This is a genomic window from Paenibacillus sp. 79R4 (genome assembly GCF_013393165.1).
Taxonomy (GTDB): Bacteria; Bacillota; Bacilli; order Paenibacillales; family Paenibacillaceae; genus Fontibacillus.
The window spans coordinates 201,330-216,517 of sequence record NZ_QJOT01000002.1 but is presented as its reverse complement, the minus strand read 5'-3'; the positions used below and the strand labels follow the sequence as shown (position 1 = coordinate 216,517).

The window sequence follows — 15,188 nt, the reverse complement described above, 5'->3', positions numbered from 1 at the left end:
TTTGATCGAAAACAGACCATTGATAACTGAAAAAAGGAGCCCCATACCGTGAAATCCCCCGTTATTCTTCGAATCTATCATATAACACGGTCCGTGCCGGGCCTTGCTTTTTATGTACGAGATGGTGTTAATCTTTTTACTTTTTCTGTTTTAAAAAAAGTATTTAAACAAGTTATAAAGATGGGCAAAGTTAAATGGGATGATCCAGAGGACAACGCTACGGGAATACAAAATTGCGTAATCGTACTTATCAAGTGGTCAAAAGGTAAAAAGGAGCGTCTCCAAGTCGGGAAATCGACATTAGAAATGGCCCCTTTAATAGATACAATTATAAAAAAACTGCCGACAAAGACTTTGCCGACAGTCTGAGCTGCTAATATTTATGTTGGCAAATTGTCGCCAGTAATTATCAATTCCGCCGAGACTGTATTCCGGGAGCTGCCGCCAATTTGAATGACAACCCGGCAAGGCTCTGCCGCGAACCTCATCTCCCGATTCCAGATTCCCAGTTCCTCCAGGCCTATGCTGAAGGTGACCGTCCGCTGCTCATCTGGAGGTAATTCGATCTTGCGAAAAGCTTTCAGCTCGGCTATTCGCCGGGTAATCCCCGATTCGCGGGCCTGAATATACAACTGAACTGTTTCGGCTCCGTCTCGTTCTCCTGCATTTTTAACTGTTGCCGTCGCCGTAATCCGCCTGCCTGCTTCCAAGGCAGCTGTGGAAACTTCATTCTCTGACAAGATGACCTGCCCATATTCAAAAGTCGTATAGCTTAATCCGTAACCAAAAGGGTACAGCGCAGCGGAAGGCATGTCAACATAAACACGCGGTCGGCCCGGATCCTTCTGGTTATAGTAAACCGGAAGCTGCGCAGCGGAACGTGGCAGCGAAACCGGCAGCTTGCCGCTAGGGTTCACCTGCCCGAACAGAATTTCAGCGATCGCCTGGCCGCCCTCCATGCCGGGATACCACCCGCAAAGCACTGCATTGCTGATTTGGACGATGTCGGTCAGAGCATGCGGCCGCCCCTGGATGATCACCGTAACTACAGGCGTTCCGGTTGCAGCGACCGCCTCAGCCAGCTGCAGCTGAATGCCGCCAAGCGAAAGGTCCGCCAGATCCACGCCTTCCCCGCAGTCCATTTCGGATGGGCTGCCTTCCGAGACGATCGCCGCACCATTGCTGTCGAAATTGCCGCCGAATTGGCGTGCGCTGCTGCCACCAATTACGAGCACCGCAACATCCGCCCCTTTGGCAGCTTCCACCGCTTCATTCAGCCCTGCCATCGATTCATCGCGAATGCCGCAGCCCCAGGCGTGAACGACCTCTACGCCTTCCGGGGCGCACATGCGGATGCCCTGCAGCACCGTGGTCCCGGTTCCATTACGTTGAACGCTGGTATAATCGCCTAGCTGGTTATACAAGCGGTCCGCATTAGGGCCGATTATCGCGATCCGCCGCAGCTCTCCTGCTTTGCCGAAGGGCAGCAAATTCCCTTCATTCTTCAGCAATACCGCCGATTCGCGCGCGACCTGTAAATTAATCTGCTGGAACTCCGGCCGGCCGACAACGGAAATCGCACGCAGCTTCTCAGTATAGGGATGATCAAAAAGGCCAAGTCGGAACTTAAGCAGCAGTACGCGGCTAACCGCTTGGTCTATCTGGACTTCCGACACCAGCCCCTGCTTTACTGCCCTTTCTAACATTGAGAACGAGTTATCCCAGAGGCTTAAATCCACTCCGGAGGATAAAGCCAGTGCAGCGGCCGATTCATGACTTCCAGTTAGCGCCAGCAACCGGTCGATTGCGCAGCCGTCGGCCATCACGATCCCATCGAACTTCCATTCCTCGCGAAGAATACCAGTGAGCAGCGCCTGATTGGCGTGACAAGGAATCCCGTCAATTTCGTTATACGCTGCCATAAATCCGGCTGCCCCGGCTTCCATTCCTGCTTTGGCTGCCGGCAGATGAATTTCGCGCAGCTCACGCTGCCCGATCGCAGCCGGCCCCGCATTTCGCCCTCCCTGCCCCGCACCCTGGGCACATAAATGCTTCAGTACTACAGCAACCTTATTCGGAGAAGCCAGCTCACCCGGCTCGGCTCCTTGCATCCCGCGAACAGCTGCTTCCGCGAAGCGTGCAGCCAAATGGGGGTCTTCACTGAAGCATTCCTCGGAACGTCCCCAACGGGGGTCCTGTAAAATGTCCAGTGCTGACACGAGGCCGATATGGGCTCCTCGACTTCTTATTTCCGCAGCCACATACGCGTAAGCCTGCTGCATCAGCGCCGGGTTCCAGGTCGAGCCTACGGCTAAGTTAACCGACAGAAGCGTCCCATCCAGCGCCTGATGTCCGTGCGGACATTCCTCTGATAATAAGACCGGAATGCCCAATCGCGTATTTTCTATTACGTAACGCTGCACCATGTTCGCGGCTTCAGCGCTTTCTGCCACTGTGATTCCGTTTTCATAATTGACGCCCGACCAAGGATCGCTGCGGAACAATCCATACAATGCCCCCATCCCGGCTCCAAAGGCAACCTCCTGCTTAAAAGCTTCCGTCAGCGAAATTCCATCGCCGTTTCGAACATAGGCATTCCATCCGTACATCCGTTGATTCAGCTGTCCAACCTTCTCCTGAAGATTCATCCGGGAGAGCAAGTCCTGCACCCGCTCCTCTATTGGAACGGAGGACATCTTGTACTTTTCCATTACCTGATTCCCCCTGCCATACACTGATATTGCCTCATTCGTCCTCATGTGTAGTCATAACCAGCTTACTTGCCTGCATCCTTGCTGGCACTAAGCCCGCGATATTCTTTCGGCGTCATGCCCGTATACGATTTGAACACAGACACGAAATACTTATATTCCTTGTAGCCTACCTTATCCGCAATTTCGAATACCTTATCGTGGGTTGTGGCCAGCAGCTCTTTGGCTTGATCAATCTTGGCCTCATTCATGTATTCTGTAAAACCTTTTCCTGTGCTTTGCTTAAAAATATAACTGAAATAGCTCGGCGTGATCTTCAGCCAGGAAGCCACCTCGGAAGCCTTCAAATCCGATTGATAATGATCGTTCATATACTTCTTCGCCTTCTCGATGATCCAGTAGGATTTATCGATTCCCTGCTTGTCGATCAGCAGTAATAATTGCTGAATCTCTTTTAGCACCAAAGCCTCTAGCCCAGTATAAGAGTTGTAAACGTTCAAATTCGGAGTCTCGTTATGCCCGTAGTCCAAATCGGTCATTCCGCTTTTGCGAAGCCGTTGGCGCAGCAGAGCAAAGAGCTCTTCGTAAATTTTGACGATATCCGGCAGCAGGAATCCTTCTTTTCGAAAAAATTGAAACATCGATGCCACCAGTTCCTTCACTTCATCCTGATCCTGCTTAAACAGCGCCGATACCAGTTGCTGTACCCTCTCCGCAATATCAAAATCCGGCAGTATCCGATTCATCCCGATACTATCCCGATACTCCGGAAGCAGAACAGGAAGTCCTTCCGAAACATGATATGACAGGAGTTCGGTAGCTTCAGCACAATAAGCCGAAGTGTCAGCCAGATCATCATAGGGAAGAGAAGCCCCGCCATATAGGACGATATCCTTCTCTGCAGACAGGATTGCTGAGGCCAGTAATTCATCCCAGGTCTTGCGATCCAGCCTGATATTCGACACAGCTAACGTGATTAACAAGTTTTCGTGATAAAAAACAGATACCGAACGCAGCCCGGAGTGATGCAGGTAGCCTTGAATCATGCTCATCCATCTATCCTGAATCTCTTTATATTGAACAGGCGGTATTGTACTATATCGTTCGTAGAAGTTGTCCAGCTGAGTGGCGAGAATACGGAACTGCACGCCATGCAGCGACGTCGGCACTTCTTTACTGTACGAAATCCCGTGACGGGCCATATCGAGCAGCCACAGCTTGGCCTCCTGAGGGACTCCTTCCTGTTCCCGCTTACGAATACTGGTTACAACCTTGCTTACTACCGCAGTCAACTCTTCGATTTCGACCGGCTTAAGCAAATAATCGCTGACGCCAAGCCTGATTGCCTGACGAGCATATTCAAAATCCTCATAGCCGCTGATCATAATGACTTGCACCCTCGGAAATTGCTGTTTCAACTGCTCTGCTAAATGCAAGCCGTCCATATCTTCCATCCGAATATCAGAAAGGAGGAAATCAACATCATGCTCCTGAACCATCTGAAGCGCTTCTTTCCCGTCATATGCCTCGCCTACGACCTCTACGCCAAGCTCGTCCCAATTGATTGTGCAGCGAAGACCCTCGCAAATGACAGGCTCGTCGTCCACAATCAGCATCCTTATCCGTCTGTCGCTAGACACCATATTATTGCTCATACTGCTCACCGCCAAGTTTGTCGGCCGTTTCGCGGGGAAGCCTGACCCGTACCCACATGCCTTCGGCCGAATTATTTACAATTTCCAAACCGTAGTCTGATCCGAAGAATATTGATATTCTCTCGTGTATGTTATTCATGGCTCCCTCCCTGCCTCCAGGTTTTCCTCCATTTTGCAGCGAGCTTCGAATCTCATTTTCCCTTGCAGGCTCCATTCCTTTGCCATTATCGATCACATCGATCCAAATTTCATCCTCAGCCGAGTAGCATCTTACCTTAATATCGCCAAATTCTTTATTACGATCAAAGCCATGCTTAATAAAATTCTCTACCAATGGCTGTATCGTAGCCTTTAGCGTTACTGCGTCCTCAATATCCGCCTCTGAATAAAGACAATATTTCAGCTTGTTTCCGAGACGACGCTGCTGCAAATACAAATAGGATTGTGCAAATTCCAGCTCCTTGCGCAGTGTTGTCTGATAGCTGCCATTGTTCACGCTAGAGCGGAAAAACTTCGAGAGCATCTCAATCAACTGGCTTGATTTTGACGCCTTCTCCAGGCGCGCTGTCCAGCGGATCATATCCAAGGTGTTATATAGAAAGTGGGGATCCATCTGGTTCTGCATCAGCTTCAACTCGGATTCCCGCTCCCGGAGCTCTAGCTTATATTTATGATCGATCAATTGCTTGATCGTGAAGACCATTTCGTTAAACTTGTGATTCAGCTCAGAAATTTCATCTCGTGAATTCACCGGTACCCGGGCATTGAAATCCCCGTGCATCACGCGATTAGTTTCCTTCTTCAAGCGAAGGATCGGCAGGATAATCGTGTAATGGAACCCGATAAGCGCTGTCAACCCAAGCAGTAAAATTGCGGCCAATATAACTACCATGATTACTTTAACGGAACGGAATTCCTCCGCCACAGTTGCCTCCGGAATCATAGCGATGACTTTCCAGCCTGTGTTCTCAATTCCCTTGTACAACGTCAAATAGCGCTCGTCCTCTATGGAACACGTGATGAAACCGCCCCTGCTGTTAACCAGCTTGTCCAGCAAAGCCGCATTCGGAATAAAGCTATCCTTCATTTGATCCTTGGAGCCGAGAATAAACTGCCCTTTCTCCCCAACGATGAATACAGTTCCTACCCCTTCCTTAAATATCCCTTGTTCCAGCAAATGGACTATGCCCGCTTCATCCATCCGGATCGTTAACCTGCCTAGCGGTTGAGTGATCTGGCTGTAGGAATTCAAAATTCGGAACAAGGACATAATCCGGACATCGCCATACCAATCACTGTTCAGATTGTAACCTTCAGTCCAGACGATTCCTCCTCTACGAGCATCAGCCTCCTGCTCCCACTTCGTCTCATCCCCACTGAACGGTTCGCCCATCTCGATTAAGCTGCCGTTAAATCCTGTTATTTCAATGGATCGGATATAGCTTCTCGACATGAGCTGGAACGTAAGAAAATCCTCAATATTGCGCTTGAGATTCGTTCTTTGTTCACTGTTCAAAGGCGGAGAGGGGCGCAGAAATAGACGCATGTCCGGGCTTAAAATGAGATAGTTGGCGATATCCTCGACCATTTTGGTCTGCTCTCCCAGCTGATTGGTTACGTTATCCAAATTGCGTTTCGTAGAATTGATGAATTGTTCTCTTAATATCTCATTAAATTTATACTGCACGACTACACCGACGCCGAAGGTAGGCAGAATGACAAAGATCAGAAAAATGACAAGCGCCTTTCGTTTTAAACCGAAGCTGCCGAGAAATCTCCCCTTGCTTGTCCCCATAAGCTGTTCTCCTTCCTACGCTACCCTACGGACCTCGGCTTAGCCCTTCACGGCTCCCGCCGTCATACCGGCAACAAGCTGCTTCTGCAGCAGCAGGTAGAAGATAATGATCGGGATCAGGGCGATCGTCAGCGCAGCCATTTGCAAAGTCAGGCTTGCCGTTTCAATGCCGACAAAGTTGGCAAGTCCGAGCGGTAGCGTCTTCAACTCTGATGAGGTAATCAATACGAGCGCGAATAAATATTCATTCCAATTGTAGATAAAGTTCAAAATAATGACCGTAGCGAGTGCCGGTCTTGTAATCGGCAGAATAATTGACCAGAAGATGCGGTAAATTCCCGCTCCATCCACTACGCCCGACTCTTCCAGGTCTTTAGGAAACCCTTTCATAAAGCCTTCCAGAATAAAGACAGTCAGAGACAAGTGAAATGCCGTATACGGCAAAATTAACGAGAAATAGGTATCGATTAAATGCAGCTTCTGCATAATCAGAAATATCGGAATCAATGTGGCATGAATCGGAACGAGCATTCCCAACAGGAATAAGCTGTAAGTCAGTCCGCGAAGCTTGAATTGAAACCGTGACAGAAAATAAGCTGCCAATGCCCCTAACAGTACCGTTACGATGAGAGAGACAAGGGTAACGAGAATACTGTTGAAAAAATACACATCCATATTGGCAACCTTCCACGCCTCGACATAGTTGGAAAATTGAAAATGGGTCGGGAGCGAAAATGGATTTGCTGCGTATTCCTGCTCCCTCTTAAAGGAGTTTACCACCATCCAAAAAAGAGGAACTATATTCATAATAGCGAACAGACTTAAAAATGTGTATGCGAATAACTGGAACAGACCAGACTTCTTCTTCATGGCTTATTCCTCCTTTCCTTAGGCATCTTTCTCACCGGCCAACCGATTAATCAATGTAATTACAACGAGACTGAACAGCAGGATTAGAATAGAAACCGCGCTGCCATAACCGTAGCGCATGTTCATGAAGGCACTGTTGTACATATAAATCGTCATAACCTCGGTTTGATGCGCGGGACCGCCGCCCGTCAATATTTGAATAAGATCAAACACGCGGAAGGAATTACTAATGCTATAGACAACGCATACCATAATAGTGCCTCTGATCATCGGAATAGTGATCCGCATCGTCCGCTTGAAGCCGGTTGCCCCGTCCAGTTCGGCTGCCTCATTGACTTCATCAGGAATATTTTGCAGAGCAGCCAGAAAAATAACCATATAAAGACCGCAGTTTTGCCAAATATAAGCGATACTGATCGACAGCATCGACCATTTTACATCGCCAAGCCAGTTCTGCTGCCAGCCCTCAAGGCCTATAAACCCGAGCAGATTGTTCAGCATCCCATACTCTGTGTTATAAATCATCCCCCAGATCAGCGATACCATGACCGAAGAAATGACAACAGGCATAAAGCCGATCGTCCGGAAAAATCCGGAGCCTTTAAGCCCGCGGTTTAGCAAAATCGCTAGCAGCAAACCAATTGGAAGCTGACCGATCAGACCGGTAACCATAATGATGACGTTATTTTTCACAGACAGCCAAAAGGTGCTATTGCTTAAGATTTGTACGTAATTATCGAAGCCGACAAACGTCATTGAGCCGATACCATTCCAGTTCATTACGGAGTAATATAAGGACAACCCGATCGGAACGATGGCTATTCCCAAATAAATCAGCAATGCAGGAAATAAACCGAAAAATATCGCCAGCTTCGTTCCTTTAAGTGTTTGCATCAAGGGATTCCTCCTTTGTTGTCATCGTGCTTTCAATCCCGATGAATGAAGAAAACCCGGATTTCGGGTTTCCTCCGGGCATCGGATTTGAACGACAGGATGATATAGAATCAGCTTCTAATTCATCGTGTCAAAGGCATCTTGAACTTCCTTAGCCAGCTCTTCAGGCGTTCCTCTACCTACGGTAAGGGCTTGCAAGCCGTTTTGCAGAACATCGACCACCTGTGTCGGAACGACGCTGTCAAATACCGGAGCCGTTCCGTTGCCGGTCAATTCCAGCATCTCCTTCAAATATTTGCTCGCGTCCTCCGGCACATCCACTTTCGCTGGAACTACAATTCCGTTGCGGATCAATTCCTTATATAAATCCTCATTCACGAAAAACTTCATGAACTCTTCAGCTGCCTTCTGCTTCTTCTCATCCAGTCCGCTCTTGATAGCAATGCCGTATTGCACGACGCCGGCACTCTTAACCGGATCACCCTTGCCGCCTTCTACGCTCGGGAACAGCGCAATGCCGAACTTGTCCCCTTCCTCATTATTAATTCGAATCCTTCCGTCAACAGTCGAGGATGAGATGTGCATCGCTGCTTTTCCTTGAATGAAATAATCCTGACCCTGAACGGAATCCATATTGTTAGCATCCGTATTGAAGGCTCCAAGCTTGGTCAACTCATCAATGACTGATAGCGCCTTTACGAATTCAGGGTCTGTAAACTTCGCTTGTTTATCTAACACGGACGGTAGGAAATCACTACCCGTATAACGGTCCCCGATGATCGAGATATAAGAAGACTGGAGCGGCCATTGTTCCTTATTTCCTAAAGAAATCGGCGTAATTCCCGCTTCTTTCAACTTCTTCACCGCATCGATGAACTTGTCGTAGGTATCGGGAAATTGATCATATCCTACCTGCGCAAACATCTCTTTGTTGTAATAAATAATATCCACGAACGATTGCTTCGTTGGAATGGCATACTGCTTGCCATCTACGTTAAATCCCGCTAATGCGCTTTCCGGCATAATCGAAGTCCAATTATCCATCATGTCATTGATCGGCTGCAGCAAATCGCCTGCTACGAGCGGATCCAGATCCGCTCCAGGCCATACCACGTTAATATCCGCCAAATTGTTAGCCGCAGCTAACGTCCGCAGCTTGGTTTTGTACTGTGCTGCCGGTACGCCGTCCTGCTTAATCACGATATTCGGATGCTGCTCCTCGAACTCGGCGATCCGAGCCTTGTAGACTTCATTGTCCACGTTAGGAGAAGTCCAGGGGTGCATCATGTTCAAAGTGATAGTCTCTGATTTTGAACCTCCGTTGTTATTGCCCTCTGCTGCTTTGTCCTTGCCGCAAGCTGCCATGACCATAACCAGCATGGCAACCAGACCGAGAAGTACGGCTTTTTTACCTTTGTTTGTTTTCCCCATAATCAACCCTCTTTTCTTATAATTGAAAGACAAGCTGTCTGCCTAAAAAGATGGGAGTTAATTGATGTCCATCTTCTATATATTTAGTATAAAAGCGTTTTCATCCGGACTATATCCCACAAACTTTCGATTATATCCGAATTATTCATCTGATTTTTGTAAATAGAGACGATTAGCTCGACTACAAAATATTATTGCGGTTCATTTAGAATATAATCCACCAAATCATCCAGCGGCACTGTAGCCAGCGCAATCGCTGTGTCTGTAACTCCATAGTAAATATAGAGCAATCCATCCTTGACTACATTGCCAGTCGGGAAAATAACATTCGGAATTTGATAACCAAATTTTTCATAATACGTTTCAGGCTCCATTATGAAGTTTTTCGTTCTGGCGATGATTTTCTCCGGATTGTCCAGATCCAGCAGCATGGCTCCTACCCGGTAAACAACATTATCATCCACTCCATGATAGAGCACCAGCCAACCGCGGTCGGTTTTTACTGGAGGCGTGGAACCGCCGATTTTTCTCGATTCCCAGGTCATATTCTCAGCCTTGGCGAGCAGCTTTGGCTCCTCCCAATGAATGAGATCCTCCGAATAGGTAATCCACATTGCCGCTTTCTCTGTACCATAGGCCCCGCCTACATATTCCTCCGGACGGCGCAGCAGCACATATTTGCCATTAATTTGTTCAGGGAAAAGAATATTGTCCCGATCATTAATGTCCAGCGGCGTCGTATCCGTAAGAAACTCCCAATCAACCAGGTTCTTCGAGGTTACGATCGAAGAGCGGGTCAGCCAATGCCCCTCCTGCTGCCCCCATCCGTCAGGATACGTCGGAATCGAACGTTCCGGAATGCCCGCGCCTGTTGGGTAATAGTTCATCGCGCAAGGCCGGAGCGCATAGTTCATATAGAAGGTGTCATCTATTTTTACAATCCGGGGATCCTGTACGCTTCCGTAAGGAAAGCCCAGCATATCCGGAGTAAGGATAGGCTCGTCCTTCACATGGGTAAAGTTCACACCGTCCTCGCTTTCCAGAAGTCCTAGATAATTTTTGCAAGGGGTAAGCGAGCCTGCGGTACGCTCAATCATATAAAATTTCCCGTTATCGATGATAACCGCCGGATTGAATACTGTAACCTTCCTCCATTCGTATCCTCCCGGAACCACAATGGGATTGTCCGGATGTCTAGTAATTTTCATCGGGTCTGCCTCCTTTTGAAAGCCCTTTATATTTGTTTATAGTGCTATTATAGACTGGGGCTTCAGCACAAAATATCCTACAAACTTTCGAAATCATCTGAATAATCCGGGTATTATTTTATAAAAAAACGTTTGCTAAAAGCGATTTCAAAGACATGAAAAAAGGCCGTCCAAAAGCGGTAAACCGCATTAGGGAGCAGCCTGTCCAAAAGTTCTAATCAATCTCAAGCTCAAATCCGATTTCAAACATCCGTACCCAAGGAAAATGCAGATTTTCGATCCTAATTTGCCCTTCCTTAATGTTACCCAAATACTGAACCACTGCGCTTTTCATTTTGGCAGCAAGGATCGCATGCACTTCGTCCAGACAATGTCCAATCAGGTAATAGCTGGCGTTCAGTCTGGGCAGATCATTCTCCAGCATATCCTGGCGAACCAAGGATTGATAAATAAAGTCCTCAACAAGCCGATGATAGTAAAATTTGCGGCTTTCATGAATGATATTGTTCTCAGCCTGTCCCATATAGTAAGAAATGATGATAAAGTGAGAAATCACCGTACCGAGGGTATTTCCCGAAGTGTTCCAACCGGCATATGCCGTCAATTGATCCAGCAAACCCTTTTGCTTCAGCAGCTTCATCAACACTGGATCCCCGCCGTTGCAGATTGCGACATCCCCGAGGGCAACCAGTTTCCCTTTGCACAAATAATTTTGCATCGCCTCAACCGTCTCTTTGTAGTGAATCTCGGAAAAGTAAGAACGATGCCTGTCTTTGAATGGGATTTGCTCTGCCATCCCTGCCTGATCGATAGCTGGTGAATGCACGACAAGAACCAGCGGCGTTTCAAAGGAATGATCCGTCATCAAGGCACCTGAAGCGGTGACATGAGACTTGATACTCTCGTTCAGGCTCCGGTCTTCATATTTCGGCTTAATTGTCGGGCCCTGGGTGGACGAATAACGTACAAATATTTCAGGCTTATAGTTTTTGAGCTGGCAAAAAATATGCGAGAACATCGTACACCCGATTTCATCGGCACCCGGATAAATCATGGCGCGATCCATAATGCCCAACTCCTCAACCCGGCAAATCATCCTTCGCTGCTCTCTGGAAGAAAAGCCATACTGGGAGTTATCATCAAGCGGGATAATCAAATGATCGATTATGCCATCCTTCGCTAGCTGTAATGCGTAATGATTGATCCCCTGATTGATCACTCTGCGTTCGATAAAATCATGCAAATATGGCTTCGGGATCATCTCCTGCAAATTTTCAAGCTCCCGACGCTCCGCTTCGAATAGACCGTCACGCTCCGACTTGTCCGTCAAATAGCTATATTTGAAAATTTGCCCTCCATGGAATTTGTAATAATCAGGCTCTTCCTCATCTTTGTTGTTGTTCGGAACCCTCATGATGAGATTGAAGGCATGTATCTTAATGGACGGACAGGATCGTTTGATATCACCCAGCACGGAAATCCTGCGTATGCATTCCTCCAGGGACAAATGATGCAGCCGGGAAGGAACGATCCCGCCATACACCAGCATATCAATCGATACGAGCAGCACATCGGTATCCTGCGCCGCCTCCAGCAGCCATTGTCTCACCGCTGCCGTATCGGCTGGCTTCTTCTTACTGCCGAGGATCCCTAATTCAGGCACCGCCATCTGCAGATCGGTCATTTTAGCAAGCTGCTGGGGAAACAGATAGTTACATGGACGCTCGTCTAATGGAAGGTATACCACTTTTGACATGATGTTTGCTCATCTCCTTTTTCAAAAATAAAAATGACTTCTAATTGTTATATTACCTTCCAATAGGCTCAGGAAATATCCCAGTAAATTACGATATTATCCGAAATTTCACATCCTTGTCCCCTAAGCCGTGAATGACGCGCTTAAAGAAAGCACTTCTGGATCAAGGAAAGTAGAAGTTCCAACCAACTATTGAAGGCATTTCCATGTCCATTTCCTTTTCCTTTTACATTGAAGCTCTATTTGAACAGCAGCTTATTCTAATAATCGCCGCGATACTATTCACGAGAAAAAAAGAAGGGGCTGTCTCAAAAGTCGATTTTCCGACTTGGAGTTGCCCCGTTTGCATTGGACCTGATCACTTGGACGGACATTTTTGACCGCTTGATAGTCTGATCACACTACTTTTTTAGGATTCCTGCGCCTCATGTAGGGGAGAATTCTGACCATTTTGCATTACGGTTTGCGGGCTATCCCTCAATTCATAGATTTTTTGCAGCGCGTTTACGCCATAACTCTTTTCTGTGGAATCTTCCGAAAACATATACTCCTGCAGCATGCGGTATCCGAACTTGATGAGGGTCATTGTCAAAATACACACTTCATCCATCGGCGGTATATCTATATATTCCAAAATGCCTTTCAGGTATGCCGGAACAAGCCGGCGATAGTTCTCCTCAAATCTTGCAACGTCCATGCCGTCTACAATTAGGCTCGCGATGTCCTCTCCGAGAAAGCCCCAACCGGCAGTGTCCCAGTCTATCATCCTTATTTTCCCGTCGGTAAAGAATATGTTTTCATTCCAGAAATCCCGATGGCACAATACGACAGGGAGGTTTTGCAGCTTATCGAATATTTCATCTTTACGGCTATCAATGTCCATAAGCATCTGTTTTAGGTGTTCCTGTATATTGCAGCCTCTTGAACGTAGGTAGCTATATTCAAACGATTTTCCCTCAACCAACTGAATGTCGCCGTCTTTGAGCATTTGCTTCAAAAATCCCGGCATGCGGCACGGCTCCGACACAAGAAAATCGTATGTGAATGACTGCGTATGCCATTGATTGAACTCTCTCATTAAAAAGCCTTTATCCCCAAGACATGGGATTCCCCTTAAGTCATCGTGCTGTGTTGCAATACTGCCTTGAAACCGTCCCAACTCCAACGCCGCTTGTTCAAGCATTTCAAGGGTGAGGTCGCTACCTGATAGGCCGTCTATATACTCGATCCACAGTCCTATGTCCCCATCCCGAAACTCCGAATGGTAGCATTCTGGCCAGCGGAGAGCATGCGTGAACGCTGCGCCGAGATTGCTTTGATACAAATCATACTCTCTGCGCCATGAGTTTGGATCACCGGAGCGTTCCCACTTTTTCTGTATTTTCCAAACCACCTTATACGGCAAATTCTGACCGTCGGAAGCTTCAGCCATGCCCATTACAAGCCGCACATCGCCTACTGTCCCGCCTTGCAGTTGTTTGGTTTGATAAGCCGCCCGGCTTATGGTCTTGCCGAGTATTTTACTCAAAACGATTCTCAGCTTTTCGAATTCAATCTGAGTCTGCTCAACTTGTGAAAAATCATTATGGTTCATTTTTTAAATCCTCCGTTTTTCTTCATCTAAGATAACCTCCCTACGCTCACGGGTATTAAACCGATCGTCGGCGTTTTGGCTTCGATATAGCCGTATTGTTTCAAATCAATCATTGTCCCTATTTTCTCCTGAAAATTAAAGTTGTTTTTGGGCATAAAAATACCGCGAGCAAGCAGCCTCCTAAGAAGCTGCTGTTTCGCGGCGAAAAGCCAAAAAGTGGCTTGTAATCAAAAAGAGATACGACCTTCATCGTATCCCGCACTAACAGCAGTATTCACGAAAGGTTACTGTTTACGGCATAGCAAAAACACGGGGGATATTCCCGTTTTCTTTCATTCCAAGCTATAATCAAAGATTGGAATTTACCATGCCAGATATTCGGTTAAGTTAAAACCACCAATACCTTAGAAGCAGTCATTAAAAAACATCTCCTTTCGCAATAAAAAGTTGAAATACAATTTACCCCTATAGTGAAACATAACCTTTTGTAAGAGATCAATAGAAAATTTGATTATAAGCAAATTATACCGGTCAGCCACATATCCAACTCAATCCCCCAACCGTTGCATATAAGATGAGATAACCCACCTTCGTTCTCCATTTTGAAGTAGGCCGCTCATGCCGATTTAATTTGAGATGAAAATGATCATAGGTTAATGATTATTCTCCGTACAAAAAATCAGCCCCACATAAACGATACGATCGTCTACAAGGGGCCAATTCTTTTATAACTTCACTTCTCTTTATTTAATCTCAAGAATTTCGTATTTGATGATACCTACTGGAGCTTCGACGTTGATGACGGTTCCTATTTTCTTGCCAAGAATCTCCTTACCGAGGGGACTCTCATAAGAAATTTTGTTGTCGAACGCATCTGATTCGGTAGGTCCAACGATTTGGTACTCCACCTTCTCTTTGAATTCCAAGTCGTTCAGTATCACCGTCGAGCCGATGCCAACTGTTCCTTCTTCCACGCTGTCAGAATCAACAACTTTGGCGTTCTTCAGCATTTTCTCTAAGGTGAGAATACGTGTCTCCATAAATGCCTGGTCTTCCTTGGCGGAGTGATATTCGCTGTTCTCCTTCAAGTCGCCATAGCTGATGGCTAATTTGAGCCGTGCAGCCAATTCACTGCGCCGTGGGCCTTTCAGTTCCTTTAGCTCAGCTTCCAGCTTCTCGAGCCCTTCTTGTGTCAGTATTACTTCTTCTTCATTAGCCATTATCTACATCTCCTATTTGTCCTGCATACCCTTATTTTAAACTATTTCCGTAAA

At 46.9% G+C, this 15,188-nt stretch carries 11 protein-coding genes; 1 reads left to right on the top strand and 10 read right to left on the bottom strand.

All coding sequences use genetic code 11. The annotated features are described in order from the left end of the window. Positions 1-48: 48 nt before the first annotated feature. Positions 49-369, top strand: coding sequence for a hypothetical protein (locus DMN77_RS02975; RefSeq protein ID WP_179013438.1), 321 nt, complete (start codon positions 49-51; stop codon positions 367-369). A gap of 11 nt (positions 370-380) precedes the next feature. On the opposite strand, the gene DMN77_RS02970 is transcribed toward DMN77_RS02975, so the two are convergent. The 10 genes from DMN77_RS02970 to greA form a co-directional block, all read right to left on the bottom strand. Continuing rightward, positions 381-2,711 carry a glycoside hydrolase family 3 N-terminal domain-containing protein gene (locus DMN77_RS02970; protein WP_179013437.1) on the bottom strand — a complete coding sequence of 777 codons (2,331 nt, stop codon included), beginning with the start codon at positions 2,709-2,711 and terminating at the stop codon, positions 381-383. A 65-nt stretch (positions 2,712-2,776) separates the two neighbouring features. Beyond that, positions 2,777-4,366, bottom strand: coding sequence for a response regulator (locus DMN77_RS02965; RefSeq protein ID WP_229521021.1), 1,590 nt, complete (start codon positions 4,364-4,366; stop codon positions 2,777-2,779). Next, the gene (locus DMN77_RS02960; protein ID WP_179013435.1) at positions 4,356-6,161 is read right to left on the bottom strand and encodes a sensor histidine kinase; all 1,806 of its coding nucleotides are present in this window, start codon (positions 6,159-6,161) and stop codon (positions 4,356-4,358) included. Before DMN77_RS02960 ends, DMN77_RS02965 begins: the two co-directional genes overlap by 11 nt. Positions 6,162-6,200: 39 nt before the next feature. Continuing rightward, positions 6,201-7,031, bottom strand: coding sequence for a carbohydrate ABC transporter permease (locus DMN77_RS02955; RefSeq protein WP_179013434.1), 831 nt, complete (start codon positions 7,029-7,031; stop codon positions 6,201-6,203). Between the two features lie 18 nt (positions 7,032-7,049). Continuing rightward, positions 7,050-7,925: a carbohydrate ABC transporter permease gene (locus DMN77_RS02950; protein ID WP_179013432.1), complete on the bottom strand. Its 876-nt coding sequence runs from the start codon at positions 7,923-7,925 to the stop codon at positions 7,050-7,052. Between the two features lie 117 nt (positions 7,926-8,042). Next, complete coding sequence (locus tag DMN77_RS02945; protein ID WP_179013431.1) at positions 8,043-9,356, bottom strand: extracellular solute-binding protein; 1,314 nt, start codon at positions 9,354-9,356, stop codon at positions 8,043-8,045. 191 nt (positions 9,357-9,547) lie between these two features. Continuing rightward, entirely contained in the window at positions 9,548-10,564 is a 1,017-nt protein-coding gene (locus DMN77_RS02940; RefSeq protein ID WP_068780869.1) for a glycoside hydrolase family 130 protein, read from the bottom strand. 214 nt (positions 10,565-10,778) lie between these two features. Then, a complete protein-coding gene (locus tag DMN77_RS02935) occupies positions 10,779-12,320 on the bottom strand; it encodes a DUF4127 family protein (RefSeq protein ID WP_179013429.1) in 1,542 nt (513 codons plus the stop codon). 409 nt (positions 12,321-12,729) lie between these two features. Next, positions 12,730-13,914 (bottom strand): aminoglycoside phosphotransferase family protein, encoded by a 1,185-nt coding sequence (locus DMN77_RS02930; RefSeq protein ID WP_179013428.1) that lies wholly within the window; start codon positions 13,912-13,914, stop codon positions 12,730-12,732. 743 nt (positions 13,915-14,657) lie between these two features. Then, the gene (gene greA / locus DMN77_RS02925; protein ID WP_068780866.1) at positions 14,658-15,134 is read right to left on the bottom strand and encodes a transcription elongation factor GreA; all 477 of its coding nucleotides are present in this window, start codon (positions 15,132-15,134) and stop codon (positions 14,658-14,660) included. Positions 15,135-15,188 lie beyond the last annotated feature (54 nt).

Bases quoted from the DNA above. Each gene is read 5' to 3' on its own strand.
- DMN77_RS02970 (WP_179013437.1), bottom strand. From the start codon at position 2,711: ATGGAAAAGTACAAGATGTCCTCCGTTCCAATAGAGGAGCGGGTGCAG.
- DMN77_RS02965 (WP_229521021.1), bottom strand. From the start codon at position 4,366: ATGAGCAATAATATGGTGTCTAGCGACAGACGGATAAGGATGCTGATT.
- DMN77_RS02960 (WP_179013435.1), bottom strand. From the start codon at position 6,161: ATGGGGACAAGCAAGGGGAGATTTCTCGGCAGCTTCGGTTTAAAACGA.
- DMN77_RS02955 (WP_179013434.1), bottom strand. From the start codon at position 7,031: ATGAAGAAGAAGTCTGGTCTGTTCCAGTTATTCGCATACACATTTTTA.
- DMN77_RS02950 (WP_179013432.1), bottom strand. From the start codon at position 7,925: ATGCAAACACTTAAAGGAACGAAGCTGGCGATATTTTTCGGTTTATTT.
- DMN77_RS02945 (WP_179013431.1), bottom strand. From the start codon at position 9,356: ATGGGGAAAACAAACAAAGGTAAAAAAGCCGTACTTCTCGGTCTGGTT.
- DMN77_RS02940 (WP_068780869.1), bottom strand. From the start codon at position 10,564: ATGAAAATTACTAGACATCCGGACAATCCCATTGTGGTTCCGGGAGGA.
- DMN77_RS02935 (WP_179013429.1), bottom strand. From the start codon at position 12,320: ATGTCAAAAGTGGTATACCTTCCATTAGACGAGCGTCCATGTAACTAT.
- DMN77_RS02930 (WP_179013428.1), bottom strand. From the start codon at position 13,914: ATGAACCATAATGATTTTTCACAAGTTGAGCAGACTCAGATTGAATTC.
- greA (WP_068780866.1), bottom strand. From the start codon at position 15,134: ATGGCTAATGAAGAAGAAGTAATACTGACACAAGAAGGGCTCGAGAAG.